The 17,865-nt window shown below is 63.0% G+C and carries 17 protein-coding genes and 1 pseudogene; 11 read left to right on the top strand and 7 right to left on the bottom strand.

Annotated features, from left to right (window positions below; all coding sequences use genetic code 11):
- Positions 1 to 20 precede the first annotated feature (20 nt).
- Positions 21 to 527: an NUDIX hydrolase gene (locus tag ASD02_RS00540; protein WP_025426038.1), complete on the bottom strand. Its 507-nt coding sequence runs from the start codon at positions 525 to 527 to the stop codon at positions 21 to 23.
- 205 nt (positions 528 to 732) lie between these two features.
- Positions 733 to 1,521: a FadR/GntR family transcriptional regulator gene (locus ASD02_RS00535; RefSeq protein WP_025426039.1), complete on the bottom strand. Its 789-nt coding sequence runs from the start codon at positions 1,519 to 1,521 to the stop codon at positions 733 to 735.
- Between the two features lie 171 nt (positions 1,522 to 1,692).
- Here ASD02_RS00535 and ASD02_RS00530 point away from each other — a divergent pair, with 171 nt between their 5' ends.
- Entirely contained in the window at positions 1,693 to 2,967 is a 1,275-nt protein-coding gene (locus ASD02_RS00530; protein WP_025426040.1) for a DUF3422 family protein, read from the top strand.
- A gap of 3 nt (positions 2,968 to 2,970) precedes the next feature.
- Here ASD02_RS00530 and ASD02_RS00525 read toward each other — a convergent pair whose 3' ends face one another.
- Positions 2,971 to 3,867: a LysR family transcriptional regulator gene (locus ASD02_RS00525; RefSeq protein WP_057221872.1), complete on the bottom strand. Its 897-nt coding sequence runs from the start codon at positions 3,865 to 3,867 to the stop codon at positions 2,971 to 2,973.
- Between the two features lie 106 nt (positions 3,868 to 3,973).
- On the opposite strand from ASD02_RS00525, the gene ASD02_RS00520 reads away from it, so the two are divergent.
- The 4 genes from ASD02_RS00520 (at position 3,974) to glcF (ending at position 8,459) form a co-directional block, all read left to right on the top strand.
- Positions 3,974 to 5,413 (top strand): FAD-linked oxidase C-terminal domain-containing protein, encoded by a 1,440-nt coding sequence (locus tag ASD02_RS00520; protein ID WP_025426042.1) that lies wholly within the window; start codon positions 3,974 to 3,976, stop codon positions 5,411 to 5,413.
- Positions 5,410 to 6,621 carry a glycolate oxidase subunit GlcE gene (glcE, locus tag ASD02_RS00515; protein ID WP_057211572.1) on the top strand — a complete coding sequence of 404 codons (1,212 nt, stop codon included), beginning with the start codon at positions 5,410 to 5,412 and terminating at the stop codon, positions 6,619 to 6,621. The genes ASD02_RS00520 and glcE overlap by 4 nt, the downstream gene beginning before the upstream one ends.
- Positions 6,622 to 6,654: 33 nt before the next feature.
- Positions 6,655 to 7,035, top strand: coding sequence for a DUF4870 domain-containing protein (locus ASD02_RS00510; RefSeq protein WP_025426044.1), 381 nt, complete (start codon positions 6,655 to 6,657; stop codon positions 7,033 to 7,035).
- 128 nt (positions 7,036 to 7,163) lie between these two features.
- Positions 7,164 to 8,459 (top strand): glycolate oxidase subunit GlcF, encoded by a 1,296-nt coding sequence (gene glcF / locus ASD02_RS00505; RefSeq protein ID WP_025426045.1) that lies wholly within the window; start codon positions 7,164 to 7,166, stop codon positions 8,457 to 8,459.
- A gap of 63 nt (positions 8,460 to 8,522) precedes the next feature.
- Here the strand turns inward: glcF and ASD02_RS00500 are convergent, their stop codons facing one another.
- Complete coding sequence (locus tag ASD02_RS00500) at positions 8,523 to 9,218, bottom strand: L,D-transpeptidase (RefSeq protein WP_025426046.1); 696 nt, start codon at positions 9,216 to 9,218, stop codon at positions 8,523 to 8,525.
- 191 nt (positions 9,219 to 9,409) lie between these two features.
- Positions 9,410 to 10,180, bottom strand: coding sequence for a L,D-transpeptidase (locus ASD02_RS00495; protein ID WP_025426047.1), 771 nt, complete (start codon positions 10,178 to 10,180; stop codon positions 9,410 to 9,412).
- A 251-nt stretch (positions 10,181 to 10,431) separates the two neighbouring features.
- On the opposite strand from ASD02_RS00495, the gene ASD02_RS00490 reads away from it, so the two are divergent.
- A complete protein-coding gene (locus ASD02_RS00490) occupies positions 10,432 to 11,067 on the top strand; it encodes a DNA-3-methyladenine glycosylase I (RefSeq protein WP_025426048.1) in 636 nt (211 codons plus the stop codon).
- Between the two features lie 24 nt (positions 11,068 to 11,091).
- Here ASD02_RS00490 and ASD02_RS00485 read toward each other — a convergent pair whose 3' ends face one another.
- Together ASD02_RS00485 and ASD02_RS00480 are read right to left on the bottom strand one after the other, a co-directional pair.
- A complete protein-coding gene (locus tag ASD02_RS00485) occupies positions 11,092 to 11,475 on the bottom strand; it encodes a DUF305 domain-containing protein (RefSeq protein WP_025426049.1) in 384 nt (127 codons plus the stop codon).
- 150 nt (positions 11,476 to 11,625) lie between these two features.
- Positions 11,626 to 11,994, bottom strand: a complete 369-nt coding sequence (locus ASD02_RS00480) for a hypothetical protein (protein WP_025426050.1) — start codon at positions 11,992 to 11,994, stop codon at positions 11,626 to 11,628.
- Between the two features lie 173 nt (positions 11,995 to 12,167).
- On the opposite strand from ASD02_RS00480, the gene hisS reads away from it, so the two are divergent.
- The 5 genes and pseudogenes from hisS to ASD02_RS00455 all read left to right on the top strand — a co-directional run bounded on the left by hisS (position 12,168) and on the right by ASD02_RS00455 (position 17,654).
- A complete protein-coding gene (gene hisS, locus ASD02_RS00475; protein WP_057221873.1) occupies positions 12,168 to 13,682 on the top strand; it encodes a histidine--tRNA ligase in 1,515 nt (504 codons plus the stop codon).
- Positions 13,683 to 13,687: 5 nt separating this feature from the next.
- Positions 13,688 to 14,830: an ATP phosphoribosyltransferase regulatory subunit gene (locus ASD02_RS00470; RefSeq protein WP_025426052.1), complete on the top strand. Its 1,143-nt coding sequence runs from the start codon at positions 13,688 to 13,690 to the stop codon at positions 14,828 to 14,830.
- Complete coding sequence (hisG, locus tag ASD02_RS00465) at positions 14,827 to 15,522, top strand: ATP phosphoribosyltransferase (protein WP_025426053.1); 696 nt, start codon at positions 14,827 to 14,829, stop codon at positions 15,520 to 15,522. Before ASD02_RS00470 ends, hisG begins: the two co-directional genes overlap by 4 nt.
- 107 nt (positions 15,523 to 15,629) lie before the next feature.
- Positions 15,630 to 16,338, top strand: a pseudogene (locus ASD02_RS00460) (glutathione binding-like protein).
- Positions 16,339 to 16,415: 77 nt separating this feature from the next.
- Positions 16,416 to 17,654, top strand: coding sequence for an FAD-dependent oxidoreductase (locus ASD02_RS00455; protein ID WP_038575919.1), 1,239 nt, complete (start codon positions 16,416 to 16,418; stop codon positions 17,652 to 17,654).
- Positions 17,655 to 17,865 lie beyond the last annotated feature (211 nt).

The following is a 17,865-nucleotide window of genomic DNA, read 5'->3' as shown; positions in this document are numbered from 1 at the left end:
GAAGATATCGCCCGCGGTGGCTAGCCGGTGACGGCCTTGGGGACCGGCGAGGGCGGTGCCGCCACGCGGCGGCCGAAGGCGAGGATAAGCTCCTTCAGTGTCGGCTCTGCGACACGGCTGGCTGCCTCCTCGCAGCTGACCCATTCCAGCTTGCGCACACCTTCCTCGGGGAAGTGCTTGCAGAGATCGTCTACCTCGAGGGCATGCACCTGGACCTTGACCGAGATCTTCAGGCCGTGATCCATGCGCTTCTTGTAGAGATAGAAGCCGGCCGGGGCCTTCTGCACTCGGCCCTTGACGCCTGCCTCTTCATAGGCCTCGCGCTCGGCCACCTCGTGGGCACGCTTGCCTTGCATAGGCCATCCCTTGGGAATGACCCAGCGGCCGGTATCACGGCTGGTGATCAGCAGAATCTCGAGCGCCTTGGACTTCTTGCGAACACGGAAACAGAGCGCTGCATATTGCATGCGCGCCGGTCGACGCAGCATCAGCTGCACATCGGATGCGAGCCGGTTCAGGAAGTTCAAGGTCGTTTGCTCTCCTCTTAGCGAATCAGTGTTCGTTGGACGTTCCAGCCATTATGCCAGCGTCGCGTTGCGTGTAAACGTCGCACCGTGTCGGCTGCCGGATATGCGGTCAGCTTCGCTGCAAACTGTGGTCCCGATGCGACAGAATATGGTGCTTTCGCGCCTGTTTTGCCAGCGGGGCGGCAACCGGGCGTTGGTCCCGGCTTCAGCTCGCCTGATCGCGCTGCTGGAGGCGCAGCCGCGCGATGCGCGCCCACTCGCCGGTGCGCTCGGCCTCGCGGGTGGAGGCGGCAACAAAATCGATATGGCTTTGGGCAGCGGCCTTGGCCGCTTTCGGGTCTCCGGCCATGATCGCGTCGTAGATTGCCTCGTGTTGCGCGAGCAGCCGGTCACGCGCCCCTGGCGCGTCGAAGACCGAATTGCGGTGAAAAAAGATCCCCTGCGTCAGCAGCCGGTAACAGGCGCGCAGCGTGTGCATGAGGATGATGTTGTGGGCGCTTTCGCCGATCGCCTGATGCAACTCGACGTCGGAGGCTAGTTCGTCGTTGAAGTCACCACTGCGGTGGGCGGTTCGCATTCGCTCGATAATGCGCGTGAGGATATCGCGGTCGAAATCCGTTGCGCGCGTTGCCGCCAGTTCCGCGGTCAAGCCTTCGAGTTCGCGGCGATATTCGAGATAATCCTGCGTCGCCTTGTGGTGGCGGCCGATCAGCTCGATCAGCGGCTTGGAGAAGACTTCGCCGACGACATCGGCAACGAAGGTACCGCCGCCGTGGCGGCTCTCGACGAGGCCGCGCGCCTCCAGTTCCTTCAACGCTTCGCGCAGGATCGGCCGCGACACGTCGAAACGCTTCGACAGTTCCCGTTCGCCCGGCAGCCTGTCGCCGTCGCGCAGGATGCCTTCGAGGATGAGAAGCTCGATCTGTTGGACAACCTCGTCCGCCGTGCGGCTGTGGCTGATGCGGGCATAGAGGTCGATCTGGTCTTCGGTCACGCTTGGGTCTCCCATGCGCCGCAATCTAGGCATCGGCAGCCAACTGGTCAATTTCCTTGTCCACTTTGGCCGCCCTGACAAAAGTCAAACTGCGGCAATGCGTCCTTTTGCTTTTGCTCATTCGGTTGATAAGAGAGTCATGATGAACGCGTGAGGGGGATAAAGCGCTTCATGGCAAAGGGAAGTTTTGCATTTCCGGTCGCGCCGATGCGAGCGCAGGCGCTGGGCGAGGTCCATTCGCGGCCTTACGCCCTGGTGGCGACGCCGCGCGTGATCTTTCAGCTCGCCTTCATGACCGAGGGCGGCTCGATCGTCGACCACGCCGTTCTGTCGGAATTGTCGCGTTCGCGTGGCATTGCGCCGCCTGGACGCGATGCCAACCATCATGCCATGGCCTGGGGGCAGGGCACGCTGCGCTGGGAACGGCATACGGAATTTTCGACCTATTTTTGGGACGGCCCGGCGCCGGAGCATTTCGGTGGCGAGGTGGCGATCCACCCATTCGGCGACGGCTTTTCGCCGCCCGGCTCGCTCATTTCGGGCATCCGCCTCGAGATCCGCGCGGACTCACCGGAGACCCGCGAGGCGATCAAGGCTTTCGACCCGACCAGCCTCTGTTACAGCGAGACGAAGAACGGCCAGGCGATCCTCGTCACTGACTTTCGCCAGAACGGTGACGGTCTGACGCAGATCCTGGTGATCGACCGCGGCATGACCGAGGCCGGCACCGGCGCGTTGATCCAGCGTCTGCTCGATATCGAAACCTATCGGACGCTGGCGATGGTCGGCCTGCCGTTGGCGCAATCACTGTCGCCGGAGATCCGCCGCACCGAAGACGGCCTGACGGCGATCACTCAGCGCATGAAGGAGAACGTCCGCGAAGAGGCGGACGACATGCTGGCGGAGATCACCCGGCTTGCGGCCGATCTGGAGGCGGGTGCTGCACTCAGCCTCTATCGCTTCGGCGCCAGCCGCGCCTATTACGGCATCGTCCAGGAGCGCATCCGCACCCTGGCCGAGACGGCGGTCCCCGGCTACGAGACGATCGGCACCTTTCTCGAGCGTCGGCTGGCGCCGGCAATGCGCACCTGCCAGTCGGTGGAGGAGCGGCAGGCGAACCTGTCGCGCAAGCTCGCCCGCGCCACCGCGCTCCTGCGCAGTTGGGTCGATGTCGAACTGGAGCGGCAGAACAGCGCCCTTTTGAACTCGATGGATCGGCGCGCGAAGTTGCAGCTGCGGCTGCAGCAGACTGTCGAGGGTCTGTCGGTTGCCGCGATCTCCTATTACGTCGTCGGTCTGTTCGGCTATCTCGCCAAGGCGGTCAGCCATGAGCTGCCGATCGATCCCGGTCTGTTGACCGGACTTGCCGTGCCCTTCGCGGTCGCCGGCGTCTGGCTCATCGTTCGCCGCATCCGCCACCATCACGGCGACGGCGAGCACAAATAGCGCCTATCGTTCCCAATAGGGGACAGGCCCGTAGAGGCCGGCGAGATAATCGATGAACAGGCGCACCTTGGCCGGCAGGAACTGGCGGCTCGGGTAGACGGCCGATAGCGTCAGGTTCTTCGAGCCCTCCCATTGCGGCAGCACCTGCACCAGCTGGCCGCTGCGCAGCTCCGGGCCGATATCCCAGGTGGAGCGGAGCGCGATGCCGGCGCCGGCGATCACCGCCGCCCGGACGATTTCAGAGGAATTGGTCACCAGCGGCCCTTCGGGGTGCCAGACGAGCGATCCCTCCGGCCCTTCGAGCTTCCAGTTGTCGTTGTTGTGGGCGGGCAGGCAGAAATGCCGGGCGAGGTCGCCAATCTCGTTCGGGGCGCCGTTGCTGGCAATGTAGTCCGGCGAGGCGCAGAGCAGCCTGCGGACCGGCGCGAGCTTGCGCGCTACCAGGCTCGAATCGGTCAGCTCACCGATGCGCACGGCCATGTCGAAGCCCTCGGCGACGATATCGGTAAAGTCGTCGGTGAGCACGATGTGCAGCTTGAGATCCAGATGGTCCTTCATGAAGCCGGTCAGATGCGGCGCGATATGCATGCGGCCAAAGGAGGTCGGCGCCGAAATGCGAAGCACGCCCTGCGGCTGCGACGAGCGTCCTGAGGCATAGGCTTCCGCCTCTTCGATGCCCGTGAGGATGCCGAGCACGCGGTCGTAGAAGCCCTGGCCCGCCTCGGTTAGCGAGATCTGCCGGGTGGTGCGCTGCAACAGGCGCGTGCCCAGCCGGTCTTCCAGCCGCTTGATCCGTTTGGAGATGACCGCGGGGGAAAATCCGAGCGCCCGCCCTGCTGCCGACATACTGCCGGAGGAAACGACGCGTGCAAAAATCTCAAGATCGCCTAAATTCGTCATCAATCGTTGCCATTGTTTCCGAAATGGAAAAGCTCGATAGCATTTGCGAGGGGGCTATCCTAGTGGTAAAGAAAATGAACCAATTGACATATGGGCGGAGGATTTGATGGCGGAAACGATCGGCTTTCTGCAGCCAAGGCCGGCCGTCATCGCCCGGCGCCGCGAGATCGCTGCTGACCTGGCAGACCTGCTGCCATCAGGCTGCCTCATCAGCGACGAGCGCGGCTTAAAGCCGTTCGAGACCGATGCCTTCATCGCCTATCGCCGCATGCCGCTTGCCGTCGCCCTGCCCGAGACGACCGAACAGGTGGCAGCGGTGCTTAAATATTGCAGCCGCTACGGCATTCCCGTCGTGCCGCGTGGCGCCGGCACCTCTTTGTCCGGCGGCGCCATCCCCCAGGAAGACGCTGTGGTAATCGGCCTCTCGAAGATGTCGCGCATCCTCGATATCGACTTCTTCAACCGCACCGCGACGGTCCAGGCCGGTGTGACCAATCTCAATATTTCCGAAGCCGTTTCCGCCGATGGCTTCTTCTACGCGCCGGATCCGAGTTCGCAGCTTGCCTGCACCATCGGCGGCAATATCGGCATGAATTCCGGCGGCGCCCATTGCCTGAAATACGGCGTCACCACCAACAATCTGCTGGGCGTGAAGATGGTGCTGTTCGACGGCACGATCATTGATCTCGGCGGCAAGGCGTTCGATGCGGCCGGCTACGATCTGCTCGGCCTTGTCTGCGGCTCGGAGGGGCAGCTCGGCATCGTTACCGAGGCAACCGTGCGGCTGATCGCCAAGCCCGAGGGCGCCCGCCCGGTGCTGTTCGGCTTTGCCTCCTCTGAAGCCGCCGGCGCCTGCGTCGCCGACGTCATCGGTTCCGGCATCATCCCCGTCGCCATGGAATTCATGGACAAGCCGGCAATCGAGATCTGCGAAGCCTTTGCCCATGCCGGCTATCCGCTGGATGTGGAGGCGCTACTGATCGTCGAGGTGGAGGGCTCGGAGGCCGAGATGGACGCGATGCTCGCAAGCATCATCGACGTTGCCCGGCGCCACGGCGTTACCACAATCAAGGAAAGCCAATCGGCGCTCGAGGCGGCGCTGATCTGGAAGGGCCGCAAATCGGCGTTCGGCGCAACCGGACGCATCGCCGACTATATCTGCATGGACGGCACCGTGCCGCTCAGCCAGCTTTCCCACGTTCTGCGCCGCACCGGCGAGATCGTCGCTTCCTACGGTCTGCGCGTCGCCAATGTCTTTCACGCCGGCGACGGCAACATGCATCCGCTGATCCTCTACAACATCAACGACCCCGATGATGCGGCACGCGCCGAAAGCGCCGGCAACGACATCCTGAAGCTTTGCGTCGATGCCGGCGGATGCCTGACCGGCGAACATGGCGTCGGTATCGAGAAACGCGATCTCATGCTGCATCAGTTCACCCAGACCGATCTGGACCAGCAGATGGCGGCGCGCGCCGCCTTCGATCCACAATGGATCCTGAACCCGTCCAAGGTCTTTCCGCTCGAAGGACGCCCCGCCGCATGATCGTGCATTTCGAGCCTGCGAGCGAAGAGGGGATCGCAACCGTGGTTCGGGCGATGGCCGCGGAAAGGGCGTCGCTTACCGTCATCGGCGGCGGCACGCGCTCCGGCCTCGGCAACCCCGTGCGCGCCGACCGGGTGCTGTCCACCCGCCGTCTCTCAGGTATTGTCAGCTACAACCCGGCGGAAATGACCGTCAGCGCGCTCGCCGGGACGCCGCTTGCCGAGGTCGAGGCGGCCCTTGCCGAAAACCGGCAGATGCTGTCATTCGAACCGATGGACCACCGCCCGATCTTTGCAACGACCGGCGAACCGACGATCGGCGGGGTTTTCGCGGCCAATGTCTCGGGGCCGAGGCGCCTCATCGCCGGTGCCGCTCGCGACAGCCTGCTCGGCGTCCGTTTCGTCAATGGCAGGGGCGACGCGATCAAGGCTGGCGGCCGGGTGATGAAGAACGTCACCGGCCTCGATCTGGTAAAACTTTTGGCGGGCTCGCACGGAACGCTTGGAATTCTGACCGAGGTGACATTCCGCGTGCTGCCGAAGCCGCCAGCCTGCGAAACCGTCGTGGTCTCGGGCTTGAACGATGCCGAGGCGGCGGCCGTGATGGCAGAAGCCATGGCGCAAACGGTCGAGGTATCAGGTGCGGCGCATCTGGCCGAGAGCGTCCGCGGCCGGTTCATCGCCGGCGGCCTGCCCGATGGCGCAGCAACCGTTCTTCGGCTGGAAGGCTTGCAGGCCTCGGTCTCGATCCGCGCGGAAAAACTGTCGAAGGCGCTCGAAAAGTTCGGTCCGGTATCGCGGCTCGATGCGGAGCAGACGGCGGCGCTCTGGTTGGAGATCCGCGATGTGAAGCCCTATGCAGATGGCACGGATCGCCCGCTCTGGCGTGTCTCGGTTGCGCCTTCGGCCGGCCACCAACTGGTTGCCGCGTTGCGCCTGCAAACGGGTGTCGATGCCTTTTATGACTGGCAGGGCGGACTTGTGTGGCTGCGCATGGAGGCCGATCCGGAGGCGGCGCTGGTGCGCCGCTATATCAAGGCGCTTGGCGGCGGCCATGCGAGCCTCGTTCGCGCAGCTGACGGCTTTCGCGCGACCATTCCATCGTTCGAGCCGCAACCCGCGCCGGTGGCGCTGTTGAGCGAGCGCGTCCGGGAAAAGTTCGATCCACAGCGGATCTTCAATCCGGGCCGGATGCAGGCCGTCTCCTGAGGCACGGGGAAATGACGAGAGAGGGAGGTATCGATGAGTGACAATGGTCCGCAGGCTCCGCCTCCCAGAGAGACCGATCGCTGGCTGGAGCCCGGGAAGGTCAACGTCCAGGTCATTTATGTGCTCTATCTCGTCGCTTTCGCCGTGGGGATCACGTCTGTCATCGGCGTCGTGCTTGCTTATCTCAACCGCGGCAAGGGTGCGCCCTGGGTCCAGACACACTATACTTGGGCGATCCGCACCTTCTGGATTGCGCTGTTGTTCGGTCTCATCTCGGCGCTGCTGATGGTGTTGCTGATCGGGTTTTTAGGGTTTATCGCCACCGCGGTCTGGATCGTCGTGCGCTGTGTCGTCGGCCTGCAACGCGCCGCTCGCGAGGAGCCGATCAGCAATCCGGAAAGCTGGATGATCTAAACCGTGTGGCGCAAAAGTGTGTAGCGGTTTTGCGACAGCGACATGGGAAAACAAGAGCTTGAAATGCGGTAAGCGATCAGAGATCGCAACGCGCGTGAGGGGCAGAGCCCCGATACTGGAGTAGCCGCTTGCAAACGAACTTTACGCCCGCGCAGCTTGCCGATCCGCATGTGGCCGAATCCGAGGCCATCCTGCGCAAATGCGTGCATTGCGGTTTTTGCACCGCCACCTGTCCCACCTATGTGACGCTTGGCGACGAGCTCGATAGCCCGCGTGGCCGCATCTATCTCATCAAGGATATGCTGGAGAACAGTCGGCCGGCCGACACCGAAACCGTGACGCATATCGACCGCTGTCTGTCCTGTCTCGCCTGCACCACCACGTGTCCGTCAGGCGTCGACTACATGCATCTCGTTGATCATGCCCGTGTTCATATAGAGAAGACCTACAAGCGGCCATTGAAGGATAGGCTGGCCCGCGCCGTGCTGGCGCAAGTCCTGCCCTATCCCTCGCGTTTTCGCCTTGCCTTGAAGGCGGCCGCTTTCGGAAGGCCCTTTGCCAGGGTTCTGAAAAAGGTGGCGGCGCTCAAGACCTTCGGAGTGATGCTCGATCTGGCGCCGAAGGCGGTGCCGGAGCCCTCGGCGACCGCGATCACGGGCACCCATGCCGCCAGCGGCAAGCGCGTCGGCCGCGTTGCGCTGCTGAACGGTTGCGCGCAACCGGTACTGAAGCCGGAGATCAACGAGGCAACCATCCGCCTCCTTACCCGTCTCGGCATAGAGGTGGTCGTCTCGGCAGGCGAGGGCTGTTGCGGCGCGCTGGTGCATCACATGGGGCGGGAGGGCCAGGCGCTCGACGCGGCCCGGCGCAATGTCGATGCCTGGCTGAGCGTGGCAGACGAAGGTAGTCTCGATGCGATCATCATCACCGCATCCGGCTGCGGCACGACGATCAAGGATTATGGCCACATGCTGCGCCTCGACCCCGCCTATGCGGAAAAGGCAGCAAGGGTCTCGGCCATGGCGAAGGACATCACCGAATACCTGTCGACTCTGGATCTTCCAGTGCAGGATCCGCGCGGCATGACCGTGACCTATCATTCCGCCTGCTCCATGCAGCACGGCCAGAAGATCACCATGGCGCCGAAGCAACTGTTAAAACAGGCGGGGTTCGTCGTGCGCGATCCCGCAGAAGGCCATCTCTGTTGCGGCTCGGCCGGCACCTACAACATCCTGCAGCCGGAGATCTCGCAGAAGCTCAAGGACCGCAAGGTCAAGAACCTCGCGGCGACGAAGCCCGACGTGATCGCCACCGGCAATATCGGCTGCATCACCCAGATCGCGACCGGCACGGCGATCCCGATCGTCCACACGGTCGAACTGCTCGACTGGGCCTATGGCGGCGCGAAACCGGCTGGATTGTGAAACGAAAAATGCCGGCGCGATGGCGCCGGCATTGGTTTTTCTGGGCTATTTCTGGCGAGCGTATCAGCCGCCAAAGATCTGGCGGAAGATATCGACGCCGCGATCGTTGAAGTAGGTATCGCCGGTCTTGCTGCCGGGTCCGATGACGATCACCTTGGTGCCGACGTCGGCCCGGTCGTAGAGGTGCTCGATGTCGTTATTCATCATGCGGATGCAGCCCGAAGACATATTCTGGCCGATCGTCCACGGCTGGTTGGTGCCGTGGATGCGGAAGATCGTGTCGCGGCCGCCCTTATAGAGATACATGGCACGCGCGCCGAGCGGGTTGTCGATGCCGCCTTCCTGCGTGATCGGCAGGATGCGGCCCTTGGCGGCTTCGCGGCGGCGCATTTCTTCCGGCGGCGTCCAGGTCGGCCATTCAGCCTTGCGGCCCACCTTCACCACGCCTGACCAGCCGAAGCCTTCACGACCGACGCCGATACCGTATCGGGTCGCGCGGTTCGGACCGTCGATGTAGTAGAGAAACTTGTTGTTGGTATCGACAATGATCGTGCCGGGGGCTTCGTCGGTGCTGAAGCGAACCTTGGTGCGCCAGAATTGCTTCGGCGGCTTTTTCTGCGTCGCGACAAGGACGATATCACTGCTCTTGGGAGTGGTTCCGGATGTCGGCGCGGGCGTGAAAGCCTGGGCATTGGCGGCGGCAAGAATAGCGCTGGTCGCGATGGCGATCGCGACCAATTTGCTGGCATGACGTTTCATATACGATTCCCTCTAAGCCCTCGTTACATCAAGGCTATGCAAATTGGCCCGAAGTTCAAGCCCGGGATACATCCGATAGACCGAACATGGTCACGGATTTTGTATCTTTAAGCCCGTCTGTTGCCTGAAGATCACGACCAGGCAACAGCAAAACGTATGGGGAGAGGGAAATATTCTATGTCCGGCGCCAATTATATGACGATAACCTTGGTGCCGACATTCACCCGTTCATAGAGATCGACGACGTCCTCGTTGCGCATGCGGATGCAGCCTGAGGAGACCGCGTAACCGATCGTCCAGGGCGCATTGGTGCCGTGGATGCGGTAAAGCGTCGAGCCGAGATACATGGCGCGTGCGCCAAGCGGATTTTCCGGGCCGCCGTCCATGCGGGCCGGCAGGTAGTGCCCCTTGGCGGCTTCGCGCGAGATCATTTCCGTCGGCGGCGTCCAGCTCGGCCATTCCGCCTTGCGGGTGACCTTATGAGCGCCGGCCCATTCGAACCCCGGCTTGCCGACGCCGACACCGTAGCGCCGTGCCTGACCATTACCGGCGACAAGGTAGAGGAAACGATTGTTGGTATCGATGACGATCGTGCCTGCCTTTTCCTTGCCGTCGTAGGCAACTGTCTGCGGCAGATACTGCGGGTCGAACTTAGACTTGACGGGACGCTGGGCGCGGGTGGCGTTGACCGGTTGTACCAGCGGGGCGCCGACGCGGCGTTTTGCCTGCGGCTTCACGGTCAGGCCCTGATAATACTGTTTTCGGGTGGTGGTCGGTATCTGCTGGCGGTAGATGACCCGGCGCGCCTGTTGCGGCTGGCCGCCGAGCTGCATCACCCACGGGGCGGTCAGGTCTGGGCTGACGATCACCGGCGGCCGGTTCTGGTACCGGTCCTGGGCCTGCGCCTGGCCGGCGACGAGGGTGAGGATGGATGCGGCTACAACAAGGGATTTTTTCAACATCGGACGGACTCGCTACCTTTCGCCGAAACGTATCAAAATGGGGCGCGGCCAGCCGGAGAACGGGTCTCCAGGACGGACGGCATGCGCCTTGGCAATGGGGCGATCGTGTCATCGCGGCGCCACGGAATGGTAAACGGCAGCCCGCGAAAGGGAGGAAGCGCCGATAAAGCTTTGGGTAGGGTTATCCGTCGCTTTAGGAATCTGGTTTGTGAATGGTAAATGCGGAAGAGCACGATGAAACGGGGCTGGTAATGACGACCAAGGGCATAATGATTGGCGAAGACGGCCTTGGGCGTTGCGCCTGGCAGAGCAATCTCGATGACTACAGACGGTATCACGACGAGGAATGGGGGCGGCCGGTTACCGATGACCGGCGCCTCTTCGAGAAGATCTGTCTGGAGGGGTTTCAATCCGGCCTCTCCTGGCTGACGATCCTGCGCAAGCGCGAGGCCTTTCGCGCCGCCTTCGCCGGCTTCGACGTCGATGCGGTTGCCGCCTTCGGCGATGCTGACATCGAGCGCTGCCTTGGCAATACCGGCATCGTGCGCCATCGCGGCAAAATCGTCTCGACCATCAACAACGCCAAGCGCGCCCAGGAGCTTAAAGCCGAGTTTGGTTCGCTTGCTGCCTATTTCTGGTCGCACGAACCCGGCCCGGACGAGCGGCCGGCATTTGTCAGCTATGAAGCGATCGCCGCCAATCCGACGACTCCGACCTCGACGCTGATCTCCAAGGATCTGAAAAAGCGCGGCTGGACCTTCGTCGGCCCGACGACGATCTATGCCTTCATGCAGGCCATGGGGCTTGTCAACGACCACATCGAAGGCTGCCATTGCCGCGCGACGGTCGAGGACATGCGGCGGGCGCTGACGCGCCCGCAACCCTGAATTTGCATCTTTCCAGGAACGGCTTCAGCCACCGTTCTTGGCAAGCCAATCCTTCATCATCTGGATCTCGCCCTCCTGGGCCTTGATGATGTCTTCCGCCAGTTTGCGCAGTTGTTCGTCCTTGCCGTATTCGAGTTCGACCCTGGCCATGCCGATCGCGCCCTGATGATGGGCGATCATGCCCCGCACGAAGTCGACATCGGCGTTGCCGGTAAAGGCGATGTCCATGCCCTTGTGCATGCGGGCGTTGACCTCGGCGAAAGCCTTGCTGGAGGCGGAGGTGTCGCCGGCCGGCGCCGCCGCCTCAGCCGATCCGTGATGCATGCTGCTGCCGTGGTCCTGGGCCATAGCGGGAGCATAAAGTGACGCGATCAGGACTGAGGCTGCTATGATCGTTTTCAAAGACATGATGGTTTCCTTCTTCATCTCATTATCATCTCGCGCGACTGAGGCAGCGCCGTGCAATCGCCGAAATGTCGGCCGGTTGTTGCGGCCGGTCATATGGAATTTCGTTTCGTCAGCGCAGCCGATACACCCGAAGGTGAGCCACGATGACGGTCACACAAGCAGGAACGACTTGGGTGGTGGCGAGCGCGGCCCGATCGTGATCGCGTGCAATGCGGGATATGTCGCTGCCGCCAGACGCGACGATGTCGTGGTCGCCGGATCGAACATCAAGGCAATTGGCTCGATCGCGATGCAGGCCGAACAGGACGAAGGATGCGCCTGTTTTTTCGAGTGGTCCTTGCATGCCCGGATATCTTCGCAGGAGATCGCATGGCCAGCGTGAACGGCTTGCTTTTGCGACGAGTCATGGGCGGCGGTTTGTGCGGCACCGGCCGCCAGGTCCTGGGCCTGCAGCATCGCCGAAGGCGCGCCTGAGAACAGGGCTGCAACGAACAGGAGTATGACGGCGGCAAAACGCATGCCCTTTACTTAGGATGGCCCGTGGCAAAGAGAAGACGTGATCGGCACGCTGCCGGTCCGATCGTTGCCTTCGCGCACGCCTGGAGCCGCTTTGCGCCGTGCTAACCCTTGCCGCCCATGCCTCTATCCGATAGGGAAAGCTCGAAACCCGCTGACAGTCCGGAATGCTCCCCATGACCGAGAAACAAAAGAAACCGCAGAAGCTCAAGGCACGCCTTCCGCGTGGCTTTGTCGACCGTTCGGCCGCCGATATTCGCGCCACCGACGACATGATCGTCAAGATCCGCGAAGTCTATGAGCGTTATGGTTTCGATCCGGTCGAAACGCCGCTGTTCGAATACACCGATGCGCTTGGAAAATTCCTGCCCGACAGCGACCGCCCGAACGAGGGCGTGTTTTCGCTGACGGATGACGACGACCAGTGGATGTCGCTGCGCTACGACCTGACGGCGCCGCTTGCCCGTCACGTCGCCGAGAACTTCAACGAGATCCAGCTTCCCTTCCGCACCTATCGCGCCGGCTACGTTTTCCGCAACGAAAAGCCGGGCCCGGGTCGCTTCCGCCAGTTCATGCAGTTCGATGCCGATACGGTCGGTGCCGCCGGCGTCCAGGCGGATGCCGAAATGTGCATGATGATGGCCGACACGATGGAAGCGCTCGGCATCAAGCGCGGCGACTACGTGATCCAGGTCAACAACCGCAAGGTTCTTGATGGCGTCATGGAGGCGATTGGCCTCGGCGGCGACGACAAGGCGAATGCCCGCCTGACGGTGCTGCGCGCCATCGACAAGCTCGACAAGTTCGGTCCCGAAGGCGTGCGCCTGCTGCTCGGCGAAGGCCGCAAGGACGAGAGCGGCGACTTCACCAAGGGCGCCGGTCTGAACGGCGAGCAGATCGACAAGGTCCTGTTCTTCGTTGGCATCCAGGACTACGCCGAAAGTGCCGCCGAACTCGCAGCGCTCGTTGCCGGCACAGCCAAGGGCGGCGAGGGCGTCGAGGAACTCAACACCATCCGCAGCCTGGTCGTGAGCGCGGGCTACGAGGCCGATCGCATCAAGATCGACCCTTCGGTCGTTCGCGGTCTCGAATATTACACCGGCCCGGTTTTCGAGGCCGAGTTGCAGTTTGCCGTCACCAATGAGAAGGGCGAAAAGGTCGTCTTCGGTTCGGTCGGCGGCGGCGGACGTTACGATGGTCTCGTCTCGCGCTTCATGGGCCAGCCGGTGCCGGCCACCGGTTTCTCGATCGGTGTTTCGCGCCTGATGACCGCGCTCAAGAACCTTGGCAAGCTCGGCACGTCGGACGTCGTGGCACCGGTCGTCGTCTGCGTTATGGACCGTGACATCGACAGCATGGGCCACTACCAGCGCTTCGTGCAGCAGCTCCGCCATGCCGGCATTCGCGCCGAGATGTACCAGGGCAACAAGAAGAACTTCGGCGACCAGCTGAAATACGCCGACCGTCGCGGTGCGCCGCTCGCGATCATTCAGGGCGGCGACGAGCGCGCCGCCGGTCTGGTGCAGATCAAGGATCTGATCGAGGGCAAGCGCTTGTCGGGCGAAATCGAGGACAATGCGGCATGGCGCGAGGCGCGGGTGGCGCAGGTCTCCGTGCCCGCAGGCGACCTTGTCGAAAAGGTGCGTGAAATGCTCGCGGCACAGGCCGAGGACCGGGCAAGGGCAGGCTGACGGCGATGCCTCTGATCAACCTTCCCGCCTTCTCCGCAGATCTGCTTGCCGAGTTCGAAAGTCTCGGCACGCTTCGGGTCGACACACCGGTGATCCAACCGGCGGAGCCGTTTCTCGCCATGGCTGGCGAGGATCTTCGCCGCCGCATCTTCATGACCGAGAGTGAGACCGGAGAGAGCCTCTGTCTGCGGCCGGAATTCACCATCCCCGTCTGCCTTCGCCACATCGAAACGGCAACCGGCACGCCCAAGCGTTATGCCTATCTCGGCGAAGTGTTTCGTCAGCGCCGCGAAGGCGGCAACGAATTCTATCAGGCCGGCATCGAAGATCTCGGTGATACCGATATCGCCGCCTCCGACGCGCGTGCGGTCGGCAATGCCATGCGGGTGGTTGCCAATCGTCTTCCTGGCCGGCGCCTGGCGGTCACGCTCGGCGACCAGTCGGTCTTCGAAGCGGTCGTCGGTGCCTGTGGCCTGCCGGGCGGCTGGCAGAAGCGGCTGATCCATGCCTTCGGCGACCAGAAGCACCTGCAGAAGCTGCTTGCCGAGCTTGCCGATCCAAAGGCTGCCGGCGTCTTTGGCCCCGAGGTCGAGCGGCTGGCGATCGCCGGCATGCTCGATGACGAGGTGCGGCTTGTCGCCCATATCGGCGAAACCATGGAGGCGACGGGCTACTCCACCAATGCCAGCCGCTCGCCGCAGGACATCGCCCGCCGCCTGAAGGAAAAGATGGAACTGGCGAATACCCGGCTCGATCCGGAAACGCTGGATCTCGTGCGTGAATTCCTGGCGCTCGACATGCCGCTTGCCGAAGCGCCTGCCGCACTCTTCCGCTTTGCCGAGAAGACCGGATTGACGCTCGATGGAGCGCTGGCGCGTTTTGACGCGCGCGTGGCGGCGCTTGCCGGCATCGGCGCCGATGTCGATGTCATTCGCTATCGTGCCGCCTTCGGCCGCCCGCTCGACTATTATACCGGCCTCGTCTTCGAAGTCGAAGTCGAGGGGACACCGGCGGTGCTTGCCGGTGGCGGGCGCTTCGACCGGCTCCTAACCCTGCTTGGCGCGCGCGAACATATTCCCGCCGTCGGCTTCTCGCTCTGGCTCGACCGGATCGAAGCGGCGATCGCCGCCAGCGGAGGTGCCGCATGACCATCACCATCGCATTGCCGTCCAAGGGGCGGATGAAGGACGACGCCTCGGCGATCTTCGAGCGCGCCGGCATGAAGATCGTCGCCGTCGGCAATGACCGCTCCTATCGCGGCCGTGTCGAAGGCTGGGACGATGTCGAGATCGCCTTCCTGTCGGCCTCGGAGATTTCGCGCGAGCTCGGCAACGGCTCGATCGATTTCGGCGTCACCGGAGAAGACCTTGTGCGCGAGGGGCTTGCCAATGCCGACGCTCGCGTCGAGTTCTGCGCCCGCCTCGGCTTCGGCCATGCCGATGTCGTCGTCGCCGTTCCGGAGATCTGGTACGACGTCGACACCATGGCCGACCTCGGCGACGTCGCCGCCGACTTCCGCGCCCGCCACGGGCGGCGGCTGGCGATTGCCACCAAATACTGGCGGCTGACGCAGAACCACTTTTCCGGCAGCCACGGCATCCAGCTCTACCACATCGTCGAAAGCCTCGGAGCGACCGAGGGTGCGCCGGCCTCCGGCTCTGCCGACATCATCGTCGACATCACCTCGACCGGTTCGACCCTGCATGCCAACCACCTGAAGACCCTTGCCGACGGCGTCATACTGCGGTCGGAGGCCTGCCTGGTGCGTGCACGCAAGCCGGCGCATGACGGCGACCCGATCGTCGGTCGCATTCTCTCGGCGGTGCGCGACGCGCTTTGAAACTTAAGAACCGCCGCTCAGGCGCTCTGCCGGGCGCAGCGCAGGTTGGTATCTGCGCGGCGCAAGCGGCGGGTGCCGTTCGCGCCATTCGTTTCGAGGAGCATTCCATGGCCGACCTTTCCGCCTTTCCGATCACCAAGCGCTGGCCTGCGAAGAACCCGGACATCGTCCCAGCTCTATTCCTTGCCGACGCCGAACGGCGTGAAGATCTCCATTGTGCTCGAAGAACTGGGATTGCCCTACGAGGCGCACCGGATCTCGTTCGACACCAACGACCAGAAATCGGCGGAATTCCTGTCGCTCAACCCCAATGGCCGCATTCCGGCGATCATCGATCCGCACGGCCCTGGCGGCAAGGCGATCGGGTTGTTCGAGTCTGGGGCGATCCTTCTCTATCTCGCGGAAAAGACAGGGAAACTTCTGCCTTCGGATGCGGCCGCGCGTTATGAAGCGATCTGCTGGGTGATGTTCCAGATGGGCGGCGTCGGCCCGATGCTCGGCCAGTTCGGTCACTTCTTCAAATTCGCTGCCGACAAGGTCGCCAACAACATCTATCCGGTGGAGCGCTACCGCGACGAATCGAAACGGCTGCTGGGCGTGCTGGAGGGGCGGCTCCAGGGGCGGTAATGGCTGATGGGCGATGAGTATACGATCGCCGACATCGCCACCTATCCCTGGGTCGAAGGTGCGCGCAAATTCTATGGCGGCGCCGATGTGCTCGACTACAAGAGCTTCCCGAATGTGATGGCCTGGGTCGACCGAGGACTGGCGCGTCCGGCAGCGCAAAAGGGCATGGAGATCCCGGCCAAGGGCTGACGATCGGCCGGCGTGGCCGTCGTTCGAGTTGACGAGGCTCGGGCGGAAAGGCTACGCCTTGTTGTACAAACGAATAAATGACGGGTGAGAGCGTGTCCGGAAAGCTTGTTGTTATCGGTGGCGGTCAGGCCGCCTTTGCGTTGGTCGCCAAACTGCGGGCGTTGAAGGACGAAAGACCGATCACCATCGTCGCGTCCGAGGCAAGCCTGCCCTATCAGCGTCCGCCACTTTCCAAGAAATACCTGCTTCGCGAGATGAGCCTTGATCGACTGCTTTATCGGGCGGAAGCCTGGTACGGCGAGCATGATGTCGACATCAGGCTGTCGACCACGGTGACGGATCTCGACCGAGATGCCAGCCGCGTGATGCTGAGCGACGGCACGTCGCTCGACTATGAGACGCTCGCGTTTGCAACCGGCGCCACCCCCCGTCGGTTGCCAGCCTCGGTCGGCGGCGATCTCGACGGCGTTTTCACCGTCCGCGACTTCAGGGATGCCGATCTGCTGGCTGAAGAGATGAAGCCGGGCAGGCGGGCGCTCGTCGTCGGCGGCGGCTATATCGGCCTTGAGGCCGCGGCCGTTGCACGAACGCTCGGGCTTGAGGTGACGGTCATCGAGATGGCCGACCGCATCCTGCAACGCGTCGCCTCCGCGGCGACGTCAGGCATCGTTCGAGAAATCCATCGATCGCGCGGTGTCGATATTCGCGAGGGAACAGGGCTCAACCGGCTGGTTGGCGAGAATGGCCGCGTTACCGGCGTCGAGCTTTCCGACGGGTCGGTGCTTCCGGTCGACCTCGTCATCGTCGGTATCGGCGTGACCGCCAACGACCACCTGGCGCACGACGCCGGTCTTGAAACCGCCGGCGGCATCGTCGTCGACAGCCACGGCCGCACCTCCGACCCGGCGATTTTCGCGATGGGCGATTGCGCCGTTCAGCCCTGGGGCAACATGCGCATCCGCCTCGAATCGGTTCAGAACGCCGTGGATCAGGCCGAGGCTGTTGCCGCCGTCATTGCCGGCGGTGTCGAGCCTTATGCGCCCAAGCCCTGGTTCTGGTCGGACCAGTACGATGTGAAGTTGCAGATCGCCGGCTTTGGCCTCGGCCACGACGAAACCATCGTTCGCCCCGGCCAGCGCGAGGGCAGCGTTTCGGTCTGGTATTTCCGCGAGGGCAAGCTTCTGGCCGTCGACGCGATCAACGACGCCAAGGCCTATGTCACCGGCAAGAAGCTGCTGGAGACGGGTATTCATCCGGACAGGGCCGTCATTGCCGATCCGCAATCGGATCTGAAGGCGCTTCTGGCCCAGGCTTAGAGCCTGTCGCGCAAAAGTGCGTAGCGGATTTGCGACATCGACAGGCGAAAACAGGGGCTTGAAGCGCACCAAGCGAATTCTACAGCGCCGCGCGTCTTATTAGACGCGCAAAGGTCGCTGTAGCACTTTGAATTGCTGCATGTTTTTATCCTTATATCGAAGACGATTTAAGGAAACATGCAGTAGAGACCCCGATGCGCTTTAGCGGTGT

Source organism: Ensifer sp. Root1252, assembly GCF_001425885.1.
GTDB lineage: Bacteria > Pseudomonadota > Alphaproteobacteria > Rhizobiales > Rhizobiaceae > Ensifer > Ensifer canadensis.
This window is presented reverse-complemented; position numbering and strand designations above follow the sequence as displayed.